This window comes from Tolypothrix sp. PCC 7712, assembly GCF_025860405.1.
GTDB classification, from domain to species: domain Bacteria; phylum Cyanobacteriota; class Cyanobacteriia; order Cyanobacteriales; family Nostocaceae; genus Aulosira; species Aulosira diplosiphon.
The window spans coordinates 475,815-492,644 of the sequence record NZ_CP063785.1 but is presented as its reverse complement, the minus strand read 5'-3'; the positions used below and the strand labels follow the sequence as shown (position 1 = coordinate 492,644).

The 16,830-nt window shown below is 41.5% G+C and carries 16 protein-coding genes; 10 read left to right on the top strand and 6 right to left on the bottom strand.

Going from position 1 to position 16,830, the window contains the following annotated elements:
- Nucleotides 1-101: 101 nt before the first annotated feature.
- The 4 genes from HGR01_RS01795 (at nt 102) to HGR01_RS01780 (ending at nt 7,159) form a co-directional block, all read left to right on the top strand.
- Nucleotides 102-1,913, top strand: a complete 1,812-nt coding sequence (locus HGR01_RS01795; RefSeq protein ID WP_045870024.1) for a serine/threonine protein kinase — start codon at nt 102-104, stop codon at nt 1,911-1,913.
- 293 nt (nt 1,914-2,206) lie between these two features.
- Nucleotides 2,207-2,614: a hypothetical protein gene (locus HGR01_RS01790; RefSeq protein WP_045870023.1), complete on the top strand. Its 408-nt coding sequence runs from the start codon at nt 2,207-2,209 to the stop codon at nt 2,612-2,614.
- Between the two features lie 132 nt (nt 2,615-2,746).
- Nucleotides 2,747-6,961 (top strand): tetratricopeptide repeat protein, encoded by a 4,215-nt coding sequence (locus HGR01_RS01785; protein WP_045870022.1) that lies wholly within the window; start codon nt 2,747-2,749, stop codon nt 6,959-6,961.
- 45 nt (nt 6,962-7,006) lie between these two features.
- The gene (locus HGR01_RS01780; RefSeq protein ID WP_155539183.1) at nt 7,007-7,159 is read left to right on the top strand and encodes a hypothetical protein; all 153 of its coding nucleotides are present in this window, start codon (nt 7,007-7,009) and stop codon (nt 7,157-7,159) included.
- A 255-nt stretch (nt 7,160-7,414) separates the two neighbouring features.
- On the opposite strand, the gene acsF is transcribed toward HGR01_RS01780, so the two are convergent.
- Complete coding sequence (acsF, locus tag HGR01_RS01775) at nt 7,415-8,491, bottom strand: magnesium-protoporphyrin IX monomethyl ester (oxidative) cyclase (protein ID WP_045870021.1); 1,077 nt, start codon at nt 8,489-8,491, stop codon at nt 7,415-7,417.
- Nucleotides 8,492-8,605: 114 nt separating this feature from the next.
- On the opposite strand from acsF, the gene HGR01_RS01770 reads away from it, so the two are divergent.
- From HGR01_RS01770 to HGR01_RS01750, 5 genes are all read left to right on the top strand, one after another.
- On the top strand, nt 8,606-8,734 hold the full coding sequence (locus HGR01_RS01770) for a hypothetical protein (protein WP_255325194.1): 129 nt from the start codon (nt 8,606-8,608) through the stop codon (nt 8,732-8,734).
- A 176-nt stretch (nt 8,735-8,910) separates the two neighbouring features.
- The gene (gene hemF / locus HGR01_RS01765) at nt 8,911-9,978 is read left to right on the top strand and encodes an oxygen-dependent coproporphyrinogen oxidase (RefSeq protein ID WP_045870020.1); all 1,068 of its coding nucleotides are present in this window, start codon (nt 8,911-8,913) and stop codon (nt 9,976-9,978) included.
- Between the two features lie 181 nt (nt 9,979-10,159).
- Entirely contained in the window at nt 10,160-10,921 is a 762-nt protein-coding gene (locus HGR01_RS01760) for a heme oxygenase (biliverdin-producing) (RefSeq protein WP_045870019.1), read from the top strand.
- 191 nt (nt 10,922-11,112) lie between these two features.
- On the top strand, nt 11,113-11,964 hold the full coding sequence (locus HGR01_RS01755; protein WP_045870018.1) for an acyl-CoA desaturase: 852 nt from the start codon (nt 11,113-11,115) through the stop codon (nt 11,962-11,964).
- A gap of 23 nt (nt 11,965-11,987) precedes the next feature.
- Complete coding sequence (locus tag HGR01_RS01750; protein WP_168160966.1) at nt 11,988-12,140, top strand: alpha/beta hydrolase; 153 nt, start codon at nt 11,988-11,990, stop codon at nt 12,138-12,140.
- Here HGR01_RS01750 and HGR01_RS01745 read toward each other — a convergent pair.
- Nucleotides 12,117-12,695, bottom strand: a complete 579-nt coding sequence (locus HGR01_RS01745; RefSeq protein WP_045870017.1) for a YdcF family protein — start codon at nt 12,693-12,695, stop codon at nt 12,117-12,119. The genes HGR01_RS01750 and HGR01_RS01745 overlap by 24 nt on opposite strands.
- Nucleotides 12,696-12,768: 73 nt before the next feature.
- On the opposite strand from HGR01_RS01745, the gene HGR01_RS01740 reads away from it, so the two are divergent.
- Nucleotides 12,769-12,987, top strand: a complete 219-nt coding sequence (locus HGR01_RS01740) for a type II toxin-antitoxin system HicB family antitoxin (protein WP_045870016.1) — start codon at nt 12,769-12,771, stop codon at nt 12,985-12,987.
- A gap of 20 nt (nt 12,988-13,007) precedes the next feature.
- On the opposite strand, the gene rfbD is transcribed toward HGR01_RS01740, so the two are convergent.
- From rfbD to rfbB, 4 genes are all read right to left on the bottom strand, one after another.
- Entirely contained in the window at nt 13,008-13,913 is a 906-nt protein-coding gene (gene rfbD, locus HGR01_RS01735; RefSeq protein WP_045870015.1) for a dTDP-4-dehydrorhamnose reductase, read from the bottom strand.
- Nucleotides 13,910-14,455 carry a dTDP-4-dehydrorhamnose 3,5-epimerase gene (rfbC, locus tag HGR01_RS01730; RefSeq protein WP_045870014.1) on the bottom strand — a complete coding sequence of 182 codons (546 nt, stop codon included), beginning with the start codon at nt 14,453-14,455 and terminating at the stop codon, nt 13,910-13,912. Before rfbC ends, rfbD begins: the two co-directional genes overlap by 4 nt.
- A gap of 14 nt (nt 14,456-14,469) precedes the next feature.
- Nucleotides 14,470-15,444 carry a glucose-1-phosphate thymidylyltransferase RfbA gene (gene rfbA, locus HGR01_RS01725; protein WP_045870013.1) on the bottom strand — a complete coding sequence of 325 codons (975 nt, stop codon included), beginning with the start codon at nt 15,442-15,444 and terminating at the stop codon, nt 14,470-14,472.
- 122 nt (nt 15,445-15,566) lie between these two features.
- Nucleotides 15,567-16,637, bottom strand: a complete 1,071-nt coding sequence (gene rfbB, locus HGR01_RS01720; protein ID WP_045870012.1) for a dTDP-glucose 4,6-dehydratase — start codon at nt 16,635-16,637, stop codon at nt 15,567-15,569.
- Nucleotides 16,638-16,830 lie beyond the last annotated feature (193 nt).

Sequence of the window (16,830 nt, the reverse complement as noted above, 5' to 3'; positions counted from 1 at the left end):
CTCGTATCTGATGATTCTTAGGTAAAGAAATTTGCCATAAGAGAAAGGTTTATTTTGGTTGCCAACTAAAACATTAAAGTAAGTAGGATGGGTTCCATCAGATGACATCCCTACCATCATCAAACTCCTGGCATGGGCGCTTTATAGGTGATAACCAGCGATACCGTTTAGACAAACGGTTAGCTGGTGGTGGCATGGGAGAAGTATTCCTAGCAACAGATACGCGTGTCGGTCAGCAGGTAGCCTTGAAGTTACTCAAAGATACGCTGGTAGCTTCAACTGAGATGAGAAAGCGCTTTGAGCGAGAAATATCTGTTTGTGCAGCGCTGCAAAGTGACCATATTGTCAAAATCAGTGATTGTGGAGTTACAGAAGAAGGCTATCCATTCTATGTGATGGAGTATCTGCGCGGGCAAACCTTACGCCACGTGCTGCTCAAAGAAAAGCGGTTATCTGTAGAGCGAACTGTGAGTATTATGGCTCAAGTTTGCAAGGGACTACAGCTAGCTCATGCGGGAGTGACTTTACAACGGGAAGGTGGCAAAACCTCCGAACATATTCAAGTTATCCATCGGGATTTAAAACCCGACAATATCTTTCTTGTGCCCACAGATTTGGGAGAGTGGGTAAAGATTTTAGATTTTGGGGTGGCGAAAATTCGCCATGAATCTTCAGAACAAACCAATATCACAAATACATTTATTGGTACATTCCGTTACGCTGCACCAGAACAAATCCAAAGCGATGAAAACCTAGATGCGCGGGCAGATATTTACAGCTTGGGACTGATCCTCTATGAAATGTTGAGTGGTGCAGACCCCTTTGGTTTAAGCGAGAATGCCAATAATATTAGCGAAGCATCTTGGGTGCTAGCTCATGCTTATGAACCACCAAAGTCATTGCGATCGCAACCAGGTTGTGAGTATTTTTCTATACAGCTAGAAGCTGTCATTCTCAAGTGTTTACACAAAAATCCAGATAACCGCTTTAGTACTGTTGAAGAACTTAGTCAGGCTTTACAAACCGTTGCTAAATCAGTAGTGGGGTATGTGAGTGCCGAGTATCAAGAAGAGATTGGGCTACATCCTACTGTACCAAAATCAGTGGTGAAGCACAAAACAATAGAGCGATCGCACCAGCCTGTAGAACCAACTCGACTTGAAGATACTTTACCTCCGACTGTGCCTTTGTCTGGGCAAGACCAAGAAGAAACCATTCTCCGCTTTCAACCCGTGCAACATCCTGGTGGAGAGGAACCGACAATTCTGCGTCCTTTGCAACCCACAGAACCAATCTGGGAACAAGAAGAAACCATTCTGCGTCCGCAACCCGTGCAGCATCCGGGTGGAGAAGAACCGACAATTCTGCGTCCTTTGCAACCAACAGAACCAATCTGGGGGCAAGAAGAGACTATTTTGCGATCGCAACCCGTACAACATCCCGGTGCAGATCAACCAACTATTCTGCGTCCCCTAAAGCCCACAGAACCAAGCTGGGGACAAGAAGAAACCATTCTGCGTCCGCAACCGGTGCAGCATCCCGGTGAAGCAGAGTCAAATACGCCGCCACAAACAGCGATCGCATCCAATCAACCAGAAGGTACAATTTTTCAAACAAGGCCTGTAACCCCGCCTACACCAGAGCGGACAATGTTTCAAAACCGTCCTGTACCCCAGCCTGAGCCAGAAGGGACAATTCAATCCCGTCCTGTATCTTCGCCTAATGGCGAACCAGTGCTACATGGCAGTACAATTTTTCAACGCCGCACCACTAATTCAGCTACACAGAAACCTGCGCGCAATTTTTGGTTAATTTTAGGAGTGGCTTTTGCTGTTGGGTTTGCTTTAGTGACAGCTATCTATATATATCCGCAATTGAAATCTCCTCAAACTAACGAGCAGAAAGCTAATTAGTAAGGGCATGGGGCATTGGGCATTGGGCATTGGTAGGAACGCAACCAATGACTTTAATTAATTTTGCGTGTTTAACTTAGCTCTTTTTTGAGACAAGTTCTTGACTTGCCTTTAAGGGTTTCTGGTTTGACTTGCTATTAACTGTATAGTCCATCGTTTTGATTGCCAGTTGGCGGTAACACTTTTGGTAGCGCTTCTAGCATTGCTGTAACCAATGACAAATGACAAATGCCTATTTCGTAATGCGCTAACATACCATTGTATAAATAACAGTGGTTAAACCGCGTAAATGTATGGATATAGCTTTAATTGTTAAATTTCTCGCGCCTTGTCTGCCATTTCTGTTGAATGTGGGTAATAAAGCCATAGAAGGCGCATCGCAGAAAGTTGGTGAGGATGGGTGGAATAAAGCGAAAGCTATTTGGGCTAAGTTACATCCCAAAGTAGAGGCGAAGGAAGCAGCCAAAGAAGCGGCGGCGGATGTGGCGCAAAATCCAGATGATGAGGATTTACAAGCCAGCTTGCGAGTGCAAATCAAGAAGATTTTGGATGCAGATACAGCACTGGCGGAGGAAATCGCCAAGATTTTGCAAGCATCTTCTGATAAACCTGGTGATAATATTGCCATCAGTGCTAATGCTTACGACAACAGCAGCGTCAAGCAAGTAGGGAAGATTGAAGCTAACGAAGTGAGTTTTTAAACGCACAGAGGCGCAAGGTAACGCAAAGGTACGGGGAGTTTCACCTGACTTTGCGTCTTTGCGTCTACCCTGCAGGAACGACTGCGTCGAATGCGTGAGATTAATCTTTTTATTTAACAGCGCCAATTCCCTATGGTGGAAGAACCAAACCCCAATCAGGCAAAAATCATCAATTTAGAGGGAACTGCCCAAGATGAGAGTAAATTAACTCAAATTGGTCATGTTGATACTGAGAATTTTCATCTCACAGCAGAACAAGTTCAAATTCTGGTTCAGCTAGAAAGCAGTACCAAAGCAGAATCGCCTGGGGTTCTCAAAGCTGGGAACCCGCAGAAAAGTTTGGCTTATTGGCAAGGACGCAAAACAGAAATTGCCCAAATACAGCAGTGGTTAACTGATAACAATACCTTTTTAATTGGCATAGAAGGCATCGGTGGCGCGGGTAAATCGATGCTGGCAGCGAAAATTTATGAGGAAATTGCAGCTTTCCCCAAACGATTTTGGGCTGATGTGAGTAATGGGGCAAGTTTTAGCGATTTAGCCCGTCAAGTACTCCGTGAATTTGGCTTTACAGTTCCAGAAGAAGAAGCGCAGTTAGTAGAAGCGCTGGTGAGGTGTTTACGCAGTGGTGAATTTTTACTGATTATTGACAACCTGGAGAGTTTATTACAACCGAATAGACAATGGGGAAGTCTATTCTACGGCGAATTTTTCAACGCTTGGATGGAATTTGGCGGTAATAGTAAGGTAATAGTCACCACTAGAGAAAGACCAGAATTAAAAGGCTTTGAGTGGCTACCTTTGAAAGGTTTGCAAGTAGATGAAGGGGTAGCACTGTTAACAGCATTAGGAATTCGGGGAGATTTAGCCGAGTTTGTTGAATTAGTAGATGGACATCCCCTGCTGTTGCGATTGGTAGCTGATTTATTAAAAGAAGAATATCCCCAAGACCCAGATTTAAGCAGATTAGCAGATTTAGGTTTAGGGAATTTGCGGCAGTTGTTGACAGATTCCCAAGTAGTAGGTGTGCATCATCGGACAAATGTGGGGATGGTGTTGGTATTAGATGCCAGTTTTAATAGATTGAATGAGTTACAAAAGGCTTTACTGCTGAATATTAGTGTTTATCGTGGTGCAGTTGATAGTACAGCAGCCGTGGCGTTGTTGCCAGGAAATTCAGCAGCAGAGATTGAGGGAGAATTAAGGAATATTGTTAAGCGTTCTTTATTGGTAGAAAAACTCAATGGTAAGCGGCGGTTTGAGTTTCAGCCTGTGGTGTTAGACTATGTGCGGTATAAAGCTGGCGATCAGACAGAGGCGCATCAACGAGTCATTGATTATTATCGCTTAATTGCTAAACAACCGCCTTGGACAACAAAAGATGATGTAAAAGAATACTTAGAAATCGTTCATCACTTTTATCAGTTGCAAAATTATAACTCTGCCTTTGATGCACTTCAAGTTTGCGATGATTTTTTAACTTTGCGGGGTCATTATGTAGAGAAAGTAGAATTATATGGGCAGTTGATAAGTAAATGGGAAGAAATTGGCGATAGAAAAAATTGGAAATATGATGCTTCTCTCACTTCATTAGGCAATGCTTACAACTCCCTGGGACAGTACCAACGGGCGATTGAGTTCCACCAGCAGTCTTTGGAAATATCTAAGGAGATAGGCGATCGCAATGACGAAGCTGTTTCTTTGGGGAATTTAGGCAATGCTTATGTTTGTCTAGGACAGTACCAACGGGCCATTGAGTACTACCAGCAGTCTTTGGAGATATTGAAGGAAATTGGCGATCGCAATCGCGAAAGTTATTCTCTAAACAATTTAGGTAATGCTTACTCTTCCCTGGGACACTACAATCAGGCGATTAAATTCTATCAGCAGTCTTTGGAAATCAAAAAGGAGATGAGTGATCGCAATTCACAAGGCTTATCACTAATGAATTTAGGTAATGCTTATAACTACTTGGGAGAGTACAAACAGGCGATTGAATTGTTGCAGCAGTCTTTAGCCATTGCTAGGGATATTGGTGATCGCTATAACGAAGGCTTATGCTTAGGCAATTTAGGTAATACTTACTTATGCTTAGGAGAATACCAACAGGCGATTGAGTTCTTTCAGCAGTCTTTAGTTATTGCTAGAGAGACTGGCGATCTCAATTTACAAGGCAAATCCTTAGCTAATTTAGGTAATGCTTCCTTATACCTGGGACAGTACAAACAGGCAATAGAGTTTTTGCAGCAGGGTTTGGAAATTGGTAGGGAAATTGGCGATCGCTATACTGAAGGCTTATCTTTAATGAATTTGGGTAATGCTTACTTATCCCTGGGAGAGTACCAACGGGCGATAAATTTCTTTGAGCAGTCTTTGAATATATCTAGGGAGACTGGTGATCGCAATTCACAAGGCAAATCCTTAGCTAGTTTGGGTTTTGCTGACTTGTACCAGGGACAATACTCACAAGCGATTGAATTGTTGCAGCAGTCTTTGGCGATATCTAGGGAGATTGGCGATCGCAATACTGAAGGCAAATCCTTAAACAATTTGGGTCTTGCTTACTACTCCCTGGAAGAATATCAACAGGCGATTGAATTGTTGCAGCAGTCTTTGGCGATATCTAGGGAGATTGGCGATCGCTATACCGAAGGCAAATCCTTAATGAATTTGGGTAATGCTTACAATGACTTGGGGCAGCACCTACAGGCTATTGAGTTTTTCGAGCAGTCTTTGAATATCGCTAAAGAAATTGGCGATCACTATGTAGAAGGCTTATCCTTAATGAATTTGGGAATGAATTTGGGTAATGTTTACAATTATTTGGGGCAGTACCAACAGGCGATTGAGTTTTCCCACAATTCTTTAGTCATCGCTAGGGAAATTGGTGATCGTAAGACACAAGGCTTATGCTTAGGTAATTTAGGTAATGCTTACTTATCCCTGGGACATTACCAACGAGCAATTGAGTTTTTGCAGCAGTCCTTGGAAATTTCTGCAGAGATTGGCAATCGTAATACACAAGGCTTATCCTTAATAAATTTGGGTAATGCTTACAATTACTTAGGGCAGTACCAACGGGCGATTGAGTTCTTCCAGCAGGGTTGGAAAATTTCTGGGGAGATAGGTGATCGCAATACTGAAGGCTTATCACTAATGAATTTAGGTAATGCTTACTTATATTTAGGAAAGCACCAACAGGCAATTGAGCTCTACCAACAGTCTTTGGAAATTTCTGGGGAGATAGGCGATTATAATTTACAAAGCAAATCCCTAGCTAATTTGGGTAACGCTTACAACTACTTGGGGCAGTACCAACGAGCGATTGAGTTTTTGCAGCAGTCTTTAGAAATTTCTAGGGAGATAAGCGATCGCAATACTGAAGGCTTATCCTTAATGAATTTAGGTAATGCTTACAACTATTTGGGACAATACCAACAGGCGATTGATCTTTACCAGCAGTCTTTAACCATTGCTAGGGAGATAAGCGATCGCAATACTGAAGGCAAATCCTTAGCTAATTTGGGTAATGCTTACAACTACTTGGGGCAGTACCAACGAGCAATTGAGTTTTTGCAGCAGTCTTTAGAAATTTCTAGGGAGATAAGCGATCGCAATACTGAAGGCTTATCCTTAATGAATTTAGGTAATGCTTACAACTATTTGGCACAGTACCAACAGGCGATTGAGTTCTACCAGCAGTCTTTAGCCATTGCTAGGGAAATTGGCGATCGCAATACTGAAGGCTTATCCTTAATGAATTTAGGTAATGCTTACAATTATTTGGCACAGTACCAACAGGCGATTGAGTTCTATCAGCAGTCTTTAGCCATTGCTAGGGAAATTGGCGATCGCAATACTGAAGGCAAATCCTTAGCTAATTTGGGTAATGCTTACGACTCTCTGGGAGAATACCAACGAGTGATTGAGTTTTACCAACAGTCTTTAGCCATCGCTAGGGAAATTGGCGATCGCAATGGCGAAGGTAATTCCTTAAGCAATTTGGGCATTGCTTACAAGTCCCTGGGAAAGTACCAACAGGCGATTGATTTTTACCAGCAGTCAATGGATATCAAAAGGGAGATCGGCGATATTCAAGGGGAAGCAAACACCTGGTTTAATTTAGGTTTATCTTTGGAAAACGCCAATCGAGAAGCAGACGCGCTGGGTGCTTATCGCAATGCGCGTAACCTATATCAGACAATGAAACTTGATGCTGATGTGCAAGATTGCAACAATGCAATTGAGCGTCTTTCGCAACCAAAAGCACCTGTAGTTTCTCGGCGTGGGTTTTGGGGGTGGTGGCGGCGGTTGTGGCGTTGGGTTCGTGGTTGGTTTCGGGGGTGAAAAAGATATACGCTATAGTCACTCACAAGATTTCATAGAATTACTATGACAACTCTATTGCTGCCAACGCTTCATAATTTACCTACTACCTTACTTTTAGAAAATGCTAAACTGCGATCGCAGTTCAATACGATGGGAAAGTGCGATCGCTCAGACGTAAAAAAGGGTTGCACGAGTAAACTTGTTTTACCGAAATGAGGAAGCGCGATCGCAGTTCAATACGATGGGAAAGTGCGATCGCTCAGAGGTAAAAAAATGTAGAGACTGCGGAACAATCTCTACATAGTATAGGGTTGCACGAGTAAACTTGTTTTACCGAAATGAGGAAGCGCGATCGCCTCAAATATAGTGCTTCTGGTTTAAATGCAATACAAAATTATATCGTCCCTTGTAGGGGCATAGGCACTGCCATGCCCTCCGGAATGTATAGCACTCAACCGATAACCGCTATATCTAACAAACTTGTCCCCGCAAAGCTTCGGTATCGATAGGTTTAATCAAGTAAAGCAGCAATAGATTCCAAACAATAGCCGTCACAAAGGGGATTTTCCGAATTAATTTCACAAATTTAGGTTGAGAACTGCGGTCAATTTCCACCAATTTTAAGTTGTAATCTGAGCAGCGATGCAAACGCGAGAAAAACTTGGGATGTTCGGTATTTAGCATCACCGGAAAAGCACGTCCAGCAGTTTCATTAGTTTCGCAAACAACTTGGCGGTCAAATTCTCTCGCATCAAGCCCTAATGAATGATAAAATCCTGTCCGTTCGTGAACTGTTAAAGTGTGGGTAGCAAATACCGATAACAAGAAAAAGCGACTCCACAATCTAGATTTCCAGGTTTTCCATAATTGGGGTTGGGAACGTAATAAAGCTTTGAATATATCCCCATGACGGTTTTCGTCCTGACACCAACTTTCAAAGTAGCGGAAAATTGGATAAAACTGGTTTTCTGGGTGCTTCTGCAAATGACGATAAATAATAATGTAACGCCAATAGCCAATTTTTTCTGATAGATAAACTGTGTAAATTACCCACTCAATTGGGAAAAAGGTATAAGTGCGTCTTTTAGTAATATCAGCCAAATCCAGCGACAATTTAAAATCGCCCATAGCTTTATTCAAAAATCCCGCATGACGCGCTTCATCACGCGCCATCAAATTAAACATTTCCGACAACAGAGGATTGCGATTTTTCAGCTTGCGTGAAAGTTCTTTAAACAGCAAAAATCCAGAGAACTCAGAAATACAAGAACGTTCTAAATACTCAATAAACGACTGGCGTGCTTCTGGTTCAATATGTTCCCAAGACTGTGCAAACGTCTCATCCCTAACAAAATGGTGACGATTGTAATCTGCCCGCATTTCTGCTAGCATCGCCTGCAACTCCGTGTCCTGAGCAGAGAGATCCAGACTAGCGGCTTTTTCAAAATCTGTAGTGTAAAACCGGGGAGTCAATACGGTTTCTTTGCTTGGTGTTTTAATTCCCTGCTTTGGTTCTTTAGGTGCAGACTGGGATAAGGTATTAACCATGAGTTCTCCGGTAGTTAGCTTAACAATCACATAACTATCAAGTTATGATAAGTGTAATTGTTTGACTAGCCCCGGGGGTAAAAGATTTACAATCCTTTATTTGGGGATTAGGGATTGGGGACTGGGGACTCGAAATTGGTAGGGTGTGTTGTCGCGCAGCGCAACGCACCACACTGTAACCCAACACCGCCAAAACCTCTCGGTGCGTTAGCCTACGGCATAACACACCGTACTGGGAGATGAGGGGAAATAGCAAACACCCAATGCCCAATGCCCAATGCCCAATGCCCAATGCCCAATTCCCCATTCCCCATTCCATTTGTTAAGTTTTTCAACCGACCTGTAATAAAATAACTCAATAACTATAAAGTAATTCAAGAAAGTAATCAGGCTTACTAAGAGTTGAAGAGAGATTCAGTATGGGTCGTCATTCAGACAATCGTTCTCAGGAAACCATCAATCACACAGTAGTGCTAACACCTGCTGTTAATGCAGCGAACGTACCACCCGCAGATTCACGCGAACGGGTGAAGCAGTTTATGCAAAACATCCAAGATGAAATTTGCAGAGGCTTAGAACAACTGGATGGCGAAGCCAAATTTCATGAAGACAGGTGGGAACGCAAAGCTGGTGGTGAAGGACGTACCCGTGTGATTCGGGAAGGGCGAGTGTTTGAACAAGGTGGTGTCAACTTTTCGGAAGTTTGGGGCGATACCTTACCTCCTTCGATTTTGACTCAACGCCCAGAAGCAGCCGGACATCAGTTTTTTGCCACTGGAACCTCGATGGTGCTGCATCCTCGCAATCCTTACGTACCAACGGTACACCTCAACTATCGCTACTTTGAAGCAGGCCCAATTTGGTGGTTTGGTGGCGGCGCAGATTTAACACCTTACTATCCCTTTGCAGAGGATGCGATTCATTTTCACCAAACATACAAAGCTGCTTGCGATCGACACCATCCAGAGTATTATCCAGTCTTCAAACTCTGGTGTGATGAATACTTCCACTTGCGCCATCGCCAAGAACAAAGAGGGATTGGTGGTATATTCTTTGACTATCAAGATGGTAGCGGTAACCTGTATGTGACCTCCCAGACAGACACTCCAGCCGCACTCTACAGTCAGCAAGTAGGAAAAGTTACACGTAATTGGGAAGATTTATTTGCCTTTGTGCAAAGCTGCGGTAAAGCATTTTTACCTGCTTATTTGCCAATTGTAAATCGACGACAAGACACTGAATATAGCGATCGCCAACGCCAATTCCAACTATACCGTCGCGGTCGTTACGTAGAATTTAACTTGGTGTACGACAGAGGAACCGTTTTCGGGCTGCAAACCGATGGTAGGGCCGAATCTATATTAATGTCCCTACCACCACTCACACGCTGGGAATATTGCTACCAACCAGAACCCGATTCACCAGAAGCACAACTCACCGAAATCTTTTTGCAACCTCAAGATTGGGCGAGTAAAACTGTTAGCTAAGGGAATTGTAACTAAAAAAGCAGAGGGGCAGGGAGCAGGGGAAGAAAGAAAAATATTTCCCCAATAAAATCGGACTTTTTAAATTGCAAATTACGAATTACGTAGCGCTTTGCGCTTCCCGCAGGGTATTACGAATTACGAATTTATATAAGTCCTAATTTTCTCTTCATGGGCATTTATTATGAGCAGCTATTTAGATATGCGCTTGCGAGAAGGTACTAAACATTCTCACACCAGTGCAGAAAATACCGCGTTTATGAAATGCTTTCTCCAAGGAATTGTAGAAAAGAGCTTTTTTCGCAAATTCCTAGCGAATCTCTACTTCATTTACAGCGCTTTAGAAGCAGAATTAAAACGCCATCAGTACCATCCACTTGTGGGTTTAATGTATTTCCCAGAACTGAATCGTCAAGCAAATTTAGAGAAAGATTTAGCTTTCTATTATGGTGAAAACTGGCGGAAGCTGATAGTTCCTTCTAGGGCTACTCAAGAATATGTTGATTGCATTCATGAAGTAGCAAATACCCAACCAGAGTTGTTGATTGCCCATTCCTATACCCGCTATTTGGGAGATTTATCAGGTGGGCAAGCATTGAGAAAAATTGCTCGTTCAGCAATGGATTTACCTACGGTTCAGGGTACTGCTATTTATGAATTTGACCAAATTCCTACCCCTGAAACTAAGCGGATATTTAAAGAACAATACCGTCAAGCTTTAAATTCTTTGCCTGTAGATGAGTCGATGATTCTTAAAATTGTAGACGAAGCAAACCATGCTTTTACTTTAAATGCAAATCTTGTTCATGAGCTAGAAGCAGATGTTAAAGCAGTAGTTGGCGAGCATATTTTCGATTTAATTACTCGCCAAAATAAAGTTGGTAGCACAGAACATACTCATCGTAGTGATGCAGTACAAGAGGTAGTGCTGGATTACAGTATTTAGAAATTTGGTAATTGGTAATGGGTAATAGGTAATGAGTAATGAGTAATGAGTAATGAGTAATGAGTAATGGGAATTTCTCCCTCATCTCCCTCATCTCCCTCATCTCCCTCATCTCCCTCATCTCCCTTATCTCCCCAGTCCCCAGTCCCCAGTCCCCAGTCCCCTATATTTCGTGGTTGAGGAAAGTATTCGTGAGATTAAATTTACAAAATTTGCCGGAGAAAGACCAACCTTTGCGTCTTGATTGGCTGAGTGTGCTATTTTTTGGAGCTATTCATGCATTGGCTTTTTTGGCTCCCTGGTTTTTTTCTTGGTCTGCTGTAGGCGTTGCTCTTTTCCTACACTGGTTATTTGGTAGTATTGGCGTTTGCTTAGGCTATCATCGGCTTTTAAGCCATCGCAGCTTTAAAGTGCCGAGATTTTTAGAATATGCGATCGCAATTTTAGGTGCCCTATCATTACAAGGTGGGCCTATCTTTTGGGCGGCTGGACACCGTTTGCACCATGCTCATACTGAAGACGAGGAAAAAGATCCTTACTCCGCCCGCAAAGGCTTTTGGTGGAGTCATATGATGTGGATTTTCTATCCCCGTGCAGAGTTCTTCAATTATGACTACTACCAGCGATTTGCACCTGATTTAGTACGCGATTCCTTTTATCGCTGGCTAAATCGCAACTTTTTATTACTACAACTACCAGTAGCGTTGTTGCTGTATGCATTGGGTGGTTGGTCTTTTGTCGTGTATGGCGTATTTGTCAGAGCCGTTGTTCTCTGGCACACAACCTGGCTGATTAACTCAGTCACCCATATGTGGGGATACCGCACCTTTGAAATCAACGATAACTCCCGTAATCTCTGGTGGGCAGCTATTCTCACCTACGGCGAGGGATGGCACAACAATCATCATGCATATCCCCATGTCGTTAAGTGTGGCTGGCGCTGGTGGGAAATTGACATCACTTGGTGGGCTATTTGGTGTTTAAAAACAGTTGGTTTAGCTAAAGATTTGAATATGCCACCTGTTCAGGCTGTGAAATCGTGAGGTTGGGGATTGGGGACTGGGGATTGGGTACTGGGGAGACAAGGGAGATGAGGGAGAAATTCCCATTACTCATTACTCATTACTCATTACTCATTACTCATTACTCATTACTCATTACTCATTACCCATTACTCATTACTCATTACCAAACTTTACCTATCAAGGTGAGGATTTAAACTTGACCCACTTTTGCCAGTAAAAATCCACAAGAGCGATCGCGCGCAATCTCGCAAGACTCGCTGCAGTGATTCTGCTCGGTATAATTTTGAAGGTACTGCGATTGGGGTGACTGTAATTCCCCGGCTACCTAAAACAATAGTTGCGATCGCTCTGGCTCGTCTCATGTGATAATCCGATGTAACCAGATAAAGATGCTGTAACTTCTGGCGAGCAAAATCTCCGACCAGTGTCGTGAAATTAGTTACTGTATCTGTAGCGCGGCCATCCAAACGTAAGCGTTCTTTGGGAACCCCAAATTTTTCTAAAATGCTGCGATTTAAATCAAGACCAGATTCAAAATCAGAAACCCAAATATTTAAATTCTGGTGAACCTGCCAAAACTTAGCTGCAAACTCCATCCGCTCTAAATTACCTCCCAGGACAAAAATTGCCTGTGGTATGGGAGCTTGGTAAGAAGCGATCGCTATCCTAGCAGGAATGATAGTTACCCAGACAGCTAAAACTGTCGCCCAGAATATCAGTAGGTAGCGTTTAAAATGCTTGCGTTGCATAACTAAAGTGAGAGCGATCGCCTGTTCTTGTACTATTGTGTAAGTTGCGATCGCATTTCAGCCAGTAGTTATGATGAGTCGATACAGCATGATTATTCAATGGTCTGATGAAGATCAGCTTTTTCTAGTAACAATCCCAGAGTTTGCTGATCGCGTGATTATGCCTTGTACTCACGGCAAAACTCGTGAGGAAGCAATTCGTAATGGCGAGGAAGTAATAGAAATGTACTTGGAAGGTTGGCAAGCAGAAGGTGAGTCTATCCCTGAACCTAGCACGCTTCAAATTGCTTGATGATTATTCTAAAACTCTATTTAGCTGTTATTTTTAACCATTACTAACTCTAAACTCCTTTGCCAATCTGGTAAAACCAATCCAAAATTATCAGATAATTTTTGACTATCTAATAAAGAATAAGCTGGTCTGGTGGCTGGTGTGGGATATTCTTGGGAGGGAATTGGAATCAACCTTTGCAGTTTGCGATCGCTTTTTTTATCCTCAAGTTCAAAAATTGCTTTGGCAAATCCATACCAGCTAGTTTTACCACTGGCAGTTAAATGATATATTCCACCTTTAGCTGCTAAAAATTCAGATATATTTTGTGAACCTTGAGAAATAATTTGAGATGTAGCTTCAGCAATCATGCGACTCCATGTAGGTGCGCCAATTTGGTCTTCCACAACTCGAATTTCTTCTCGTTCTTGAGCTAGCCTTAACATCGTGAGTAAAAAATTCTTTCCGCGTCGGCTATAAACCCAACTTGTACGTAAAATTAAATGCGGTACGCCAACAGATGCGATCGCCTGTTCTCCGACTAGTTTTGTTTTACCGTATATATTTTGGGGATTTGGTCGGTCTTGCTCAGTATATGCAGTAGTTTTATTGCCATCAAATACATAATCTGTGGAATAGTGAATTACAACTGCACCTATTCGCTTTGCTTCTTCAGCGATGATACCTGGTGCAATTCCATTAATTGCCATTGCTAAATCTGGTTCTGATTCTGCTTTATCTACTGCTGTGTAAGCTGCTGGATTGATAATTAAATCTGGTTTGATATCTCTAATGAGGCGGCGAATCGTTTCAGGTTGTGCTAAATCTATTTGTAAACTGGGATGACTGGCGCTACGTTCTACAGCTATGATTTCACCTAAAGTCATGAGGGTGCGTTGCAATTCCCAACCGACTTGTCCAGTTACCCCCGTCAATAAGATTCTCATGCATATACCTCTGCGTCTCGAAACAACTTACCAGCTTTATCTTTAGCCGATAAAATTGGCTCGGCTGCAATTGGCCAGGCGATCGCTAAATCAGGGTCATTCCACAAAATAGTGCGTTCATGTTGAGGTGCGTAATATTCTGTAGTTTTATACAAAAATTCTGCATATTCAGAAAGTACTAAAAAGCCATGAGCAAAACCTGGTGGTATCCAAAGCAGACGTTTATTTTCGGCTGTTAAATCTGTAGCTACCCATTGACCAAAAGTTTTAGAGCTTTTTCTTAAATCTACTGCTACATCAAATACTTTTCCTAGAACTACTCGCACCAATTTACCTTGAGGCTGCTGAATTTGATAATGCAAACCACGCAAGATATTTTTGCCAGAACGAGAATGATTGTCTTGGACAAAATGCTCATTAATTCCTACTTTTTCTCGCCAAACTTTCTCGTTATAGCTTTCATAAAAAAAACCGCGCTCATCTCCAAATAATTGCGGTTCTATGACTAGTAAATCAGGAATTTCTGTCTTGGTAATTTGCATTATCGTCACCTCAGTTAACCAGAAAATTTATTGAAAGATAAAGGCGTATAGTATGAAGCAATAGGTATACTATCATCTAATTTGTCTAATTGATTTTGCTGCTCCATAGTGGGATAAATTTGGTCATTTTCTAAAATTGACATCAAGTAACGTCCATAACTACTCTTCGCCATCGGTTCAGCTAAATGTTGCAGTTGGTTTGAGTCAATATATCCTTTAAGATAGGCAATTTCTTCAATACAAGCTATTTTTAGACCTTGTCTTTCTTCTAGTGTTTGGATAAAGTTACCAGCCTGATGTAGTGATTCATGAGTTCCTGTATCTAGCCAAGCATATCCACGTCCCAAAAGTTCTACTTGCAGTTGATTTTGTTGCAAATAAACTGTATTCAAATCAGTAATTTCTAATTCATTACGGGCTGAAGGTTTGAGATTAGCAGCAATTTCTCCTACTTGTGAATCATAAAAATATATCCCAGGAACAGCATATTTAGACTTGGGACTTAAGGGTTTTTCTTCTATACTAATTGCCCGTCCATTGCTATCAAATTCAATTACTCCATATTGACTGGGGTCTTTTACTTGATACCCAAATACTAATCCGCCTGCTTGCAGGTTAGCAGCTCTAGCTAAAACTTCTGTTAAACCATGCCCATAAAAAATGTTATCACCTAAAATTAAGCATACTGGCTCGTTAGCAATAAAATCTTTGCCTAAAATAAACGCTTGAGCTAATCCTTCGGGACGAGGTTGTGCGACATAACTAAACTGCAGACCCCACTGGCTACCATCTTTTAAGATTTTCTCAAATAATGGTAAATCATTAGGTGTAGAAATAATTAAAATCTCCCGAATCCCTGCCAGCATTAATACAGATAAGGGATAGTAAATCATGGGCTTATCGTACACTGGCATCAGTTGTTTACTAACAGCATATGTCAGAGGATAAAGACGTGTACCAGAGCCACCTGCTAAGATAATACCTTTCATAATAATTTTAGATTTTAGATGTTGGATTGTGGTTTTATCCAAACTGAACTGATGTTACTAATGACAAATGACAAATAACTAATGACAGCCTCCGCCAGTTATATTTAATTTCGCCGACCTAATTATAATTTTCTATTTTCATAGTTTTGTTTTAACCAGTTTTGGTAATCACCAGAACGCACTTGATTTACCCAATCACAGTTATTGAGATACCATTGGACTGTTTTTAATAAACCACTATCAAAGTTTTCTTGAGGTTGCCAACCTAAATCACGGCTGATTTTACTACAATCAATTGCATATCTCCGGTCATGTCCAGGACGGTCTTTAACAAAAGTAATTAGAGAAGAATGATGAAAGTTAGATTTGGGCGCTAACTCATCCAAAATTGCACAAATTTTTTCTACAACTGTTAAATTAGCTTGTTCATTTAAACCACCAATATTATAAGTTTCACCTACTTTACCTTGCTGTAATACAAGATAAATAGCTTCACAGTGGTCTATCACATAAAGCCAGTCACGAACATTTTGACCATCTCCATATATAGGGAGTGGTTTACTATCTAAAGCATTCAAGATAGTTAAAGGAATCAGTTTTTCTGGGAACTGACGCGGGCCGTAATTATTTGAGCAATTAGTTGTTAAAGTTGGTAGTCCATAGGTGTGATAATAAGCCCGCACAAAATGGTCAGAAGCAGCTTTTGATGCAGCATAGGGACTATTAGGCGCATAGGGAGTATCTTCCCGAAAAGCTGGATCTTGAGGCTGGAGAGAGCCGTATACTTCATCTGTAGAGACGTGCAAAAATCGAAATTGCTGTTGTTTTGTTGATGAAAGTTTTTGCCAGTACAGTCTACTCGCTTCTAATAATTGAAACGTCCCGACTACATTAGTTTGGATAAAGTCATGAGGACTAAGTATTGAGCGATCAACATGACTTTCTGCTGCAAAATTAATAATTGCATCTGGTTGATATTCTTCTAAAAGGTAACTGACTAACTCAACATTACCAATATCACCTTGAATAAAATGATAGTTAGGATTAATTGCTATTTCGGCTAAAGTTTGAAGGTTACTAGCGTAAGTTAATTTATCTAAATTAACTACATTAGCCCATTGTGACTTGATTGCTTGGAGAATAAAATTCGCTCCAATAAATCCGGCTCCTCCGGTAACTAATAAAGTAGGCATAATTGTAGAAAATATTTATGTCATCAATATTGTAATAATTCGCATCAGAAGACGCGTAGGTTGAGTACTAAGTGCTGAGTCCTGAGTTAAAAGTGGGAAACCGCATTCAGTAAAGGAAATCAGCACTTTAAAAGTTTACATTGTACAATCTTTTAACTGATAACTCAGAACTTTTCACTCAGCACTATTGATG

What these genes read in the sequence shown, in the direction of transcription:
- HGR01_RS01745 (WP_045870017.1), bottom strand. Translation starts at nt 12,695, where the DNA reads ATGCAACGCAAGCATTTTAAACGCTACCTACTGATATTCTGGGCGACA.
- rfbA (WP_045870013.1), bottom strand. Translation starts at nt 15,444, where the DNA reads ATGAAAGGTATTATCTTAGCAGGTGGCTCTGGTACACGTCTTTATCCT.
- HGR01_RS01760 (WP_045870019.1), top strand. Translation starts at nt 10,160, where the DNA reads ATGAGCAGCTATTTAGATATGCGCTTGCGAGAAGGTACTAAACATTCT.
- HGR01_RS01795 (WP_045870024.1), top strand. Translation starts at nt 102, where the DNA reads ATGACATCCCTACCATCATCAAACTCCTGGCATGGGCGCTTTATAGGT.
- rfbD (WP_045870015.1), bottom strand. Translation starts at nt 13,913, where the DNA reads ATGAGAATCTTATTGACGGGGGTAACTGGACAAGTCGGTTGGGAATTG.
- HGR01_RS01780 (WP_155539183.1), top strand. Translation starts at nt 7,007, where the DNA reads ATGACAACTCTATTGCTGCCAACGCTTCATAATTTACCTACTACCTTA.
- hemF (WP_045870020.1), top strand. Translation starts at nt 8,911, where the DNA reads ATGGGTCGTCATTCAGACAATCGTTCTCAGGAAACCATCAATCACACA.
- HGR01_RS01785 (WP_045870022.1), top strand. Translation starts at nt 2,747, where the DNA reads ATGGTGGAAGAACCAAACCCCAATCAGGCAAAAATCATCAATTTAGAG.
- rfbC (WP_045870014.1), bottom strand. Translation starts at nt 14,455, where the DNA reads ATGCAAATTACCAAGACAGAAATTCCTGATTTACTAGTCATAGAACCG.
- acsF (WP_045870021.1), bottom strand. Translation starts at nt 8,491, where the DNA reads ATGGTTAATACCTTATCCCAGTCTGCACCTAAAGAACCAAAGCAGGGA.
- rfbB (WP_045870012.1), bottom strand. Translation starts at nt 16,637, where the DNA reads ATGCCTACTTTATTAGTTACCGGAGGAGCCGGATTTATTGGAGCGAAT.
- HGR01_RS01790 (WP_045870023.1), top strand. Translation starts at nt 2,207, where the DNA reads ATGGATATAGCTTTAATTGTTAAATTTCTCGCGCCTTGTCTGCCATTT.
- HGR01_RS01740 (WP_045870016.1), top strand. Translation starts at nt 12,769, where the DNA reads ATGAGTCGATACAGCATGATTATTCAATGGTCTGATGAAGATCAGCTT.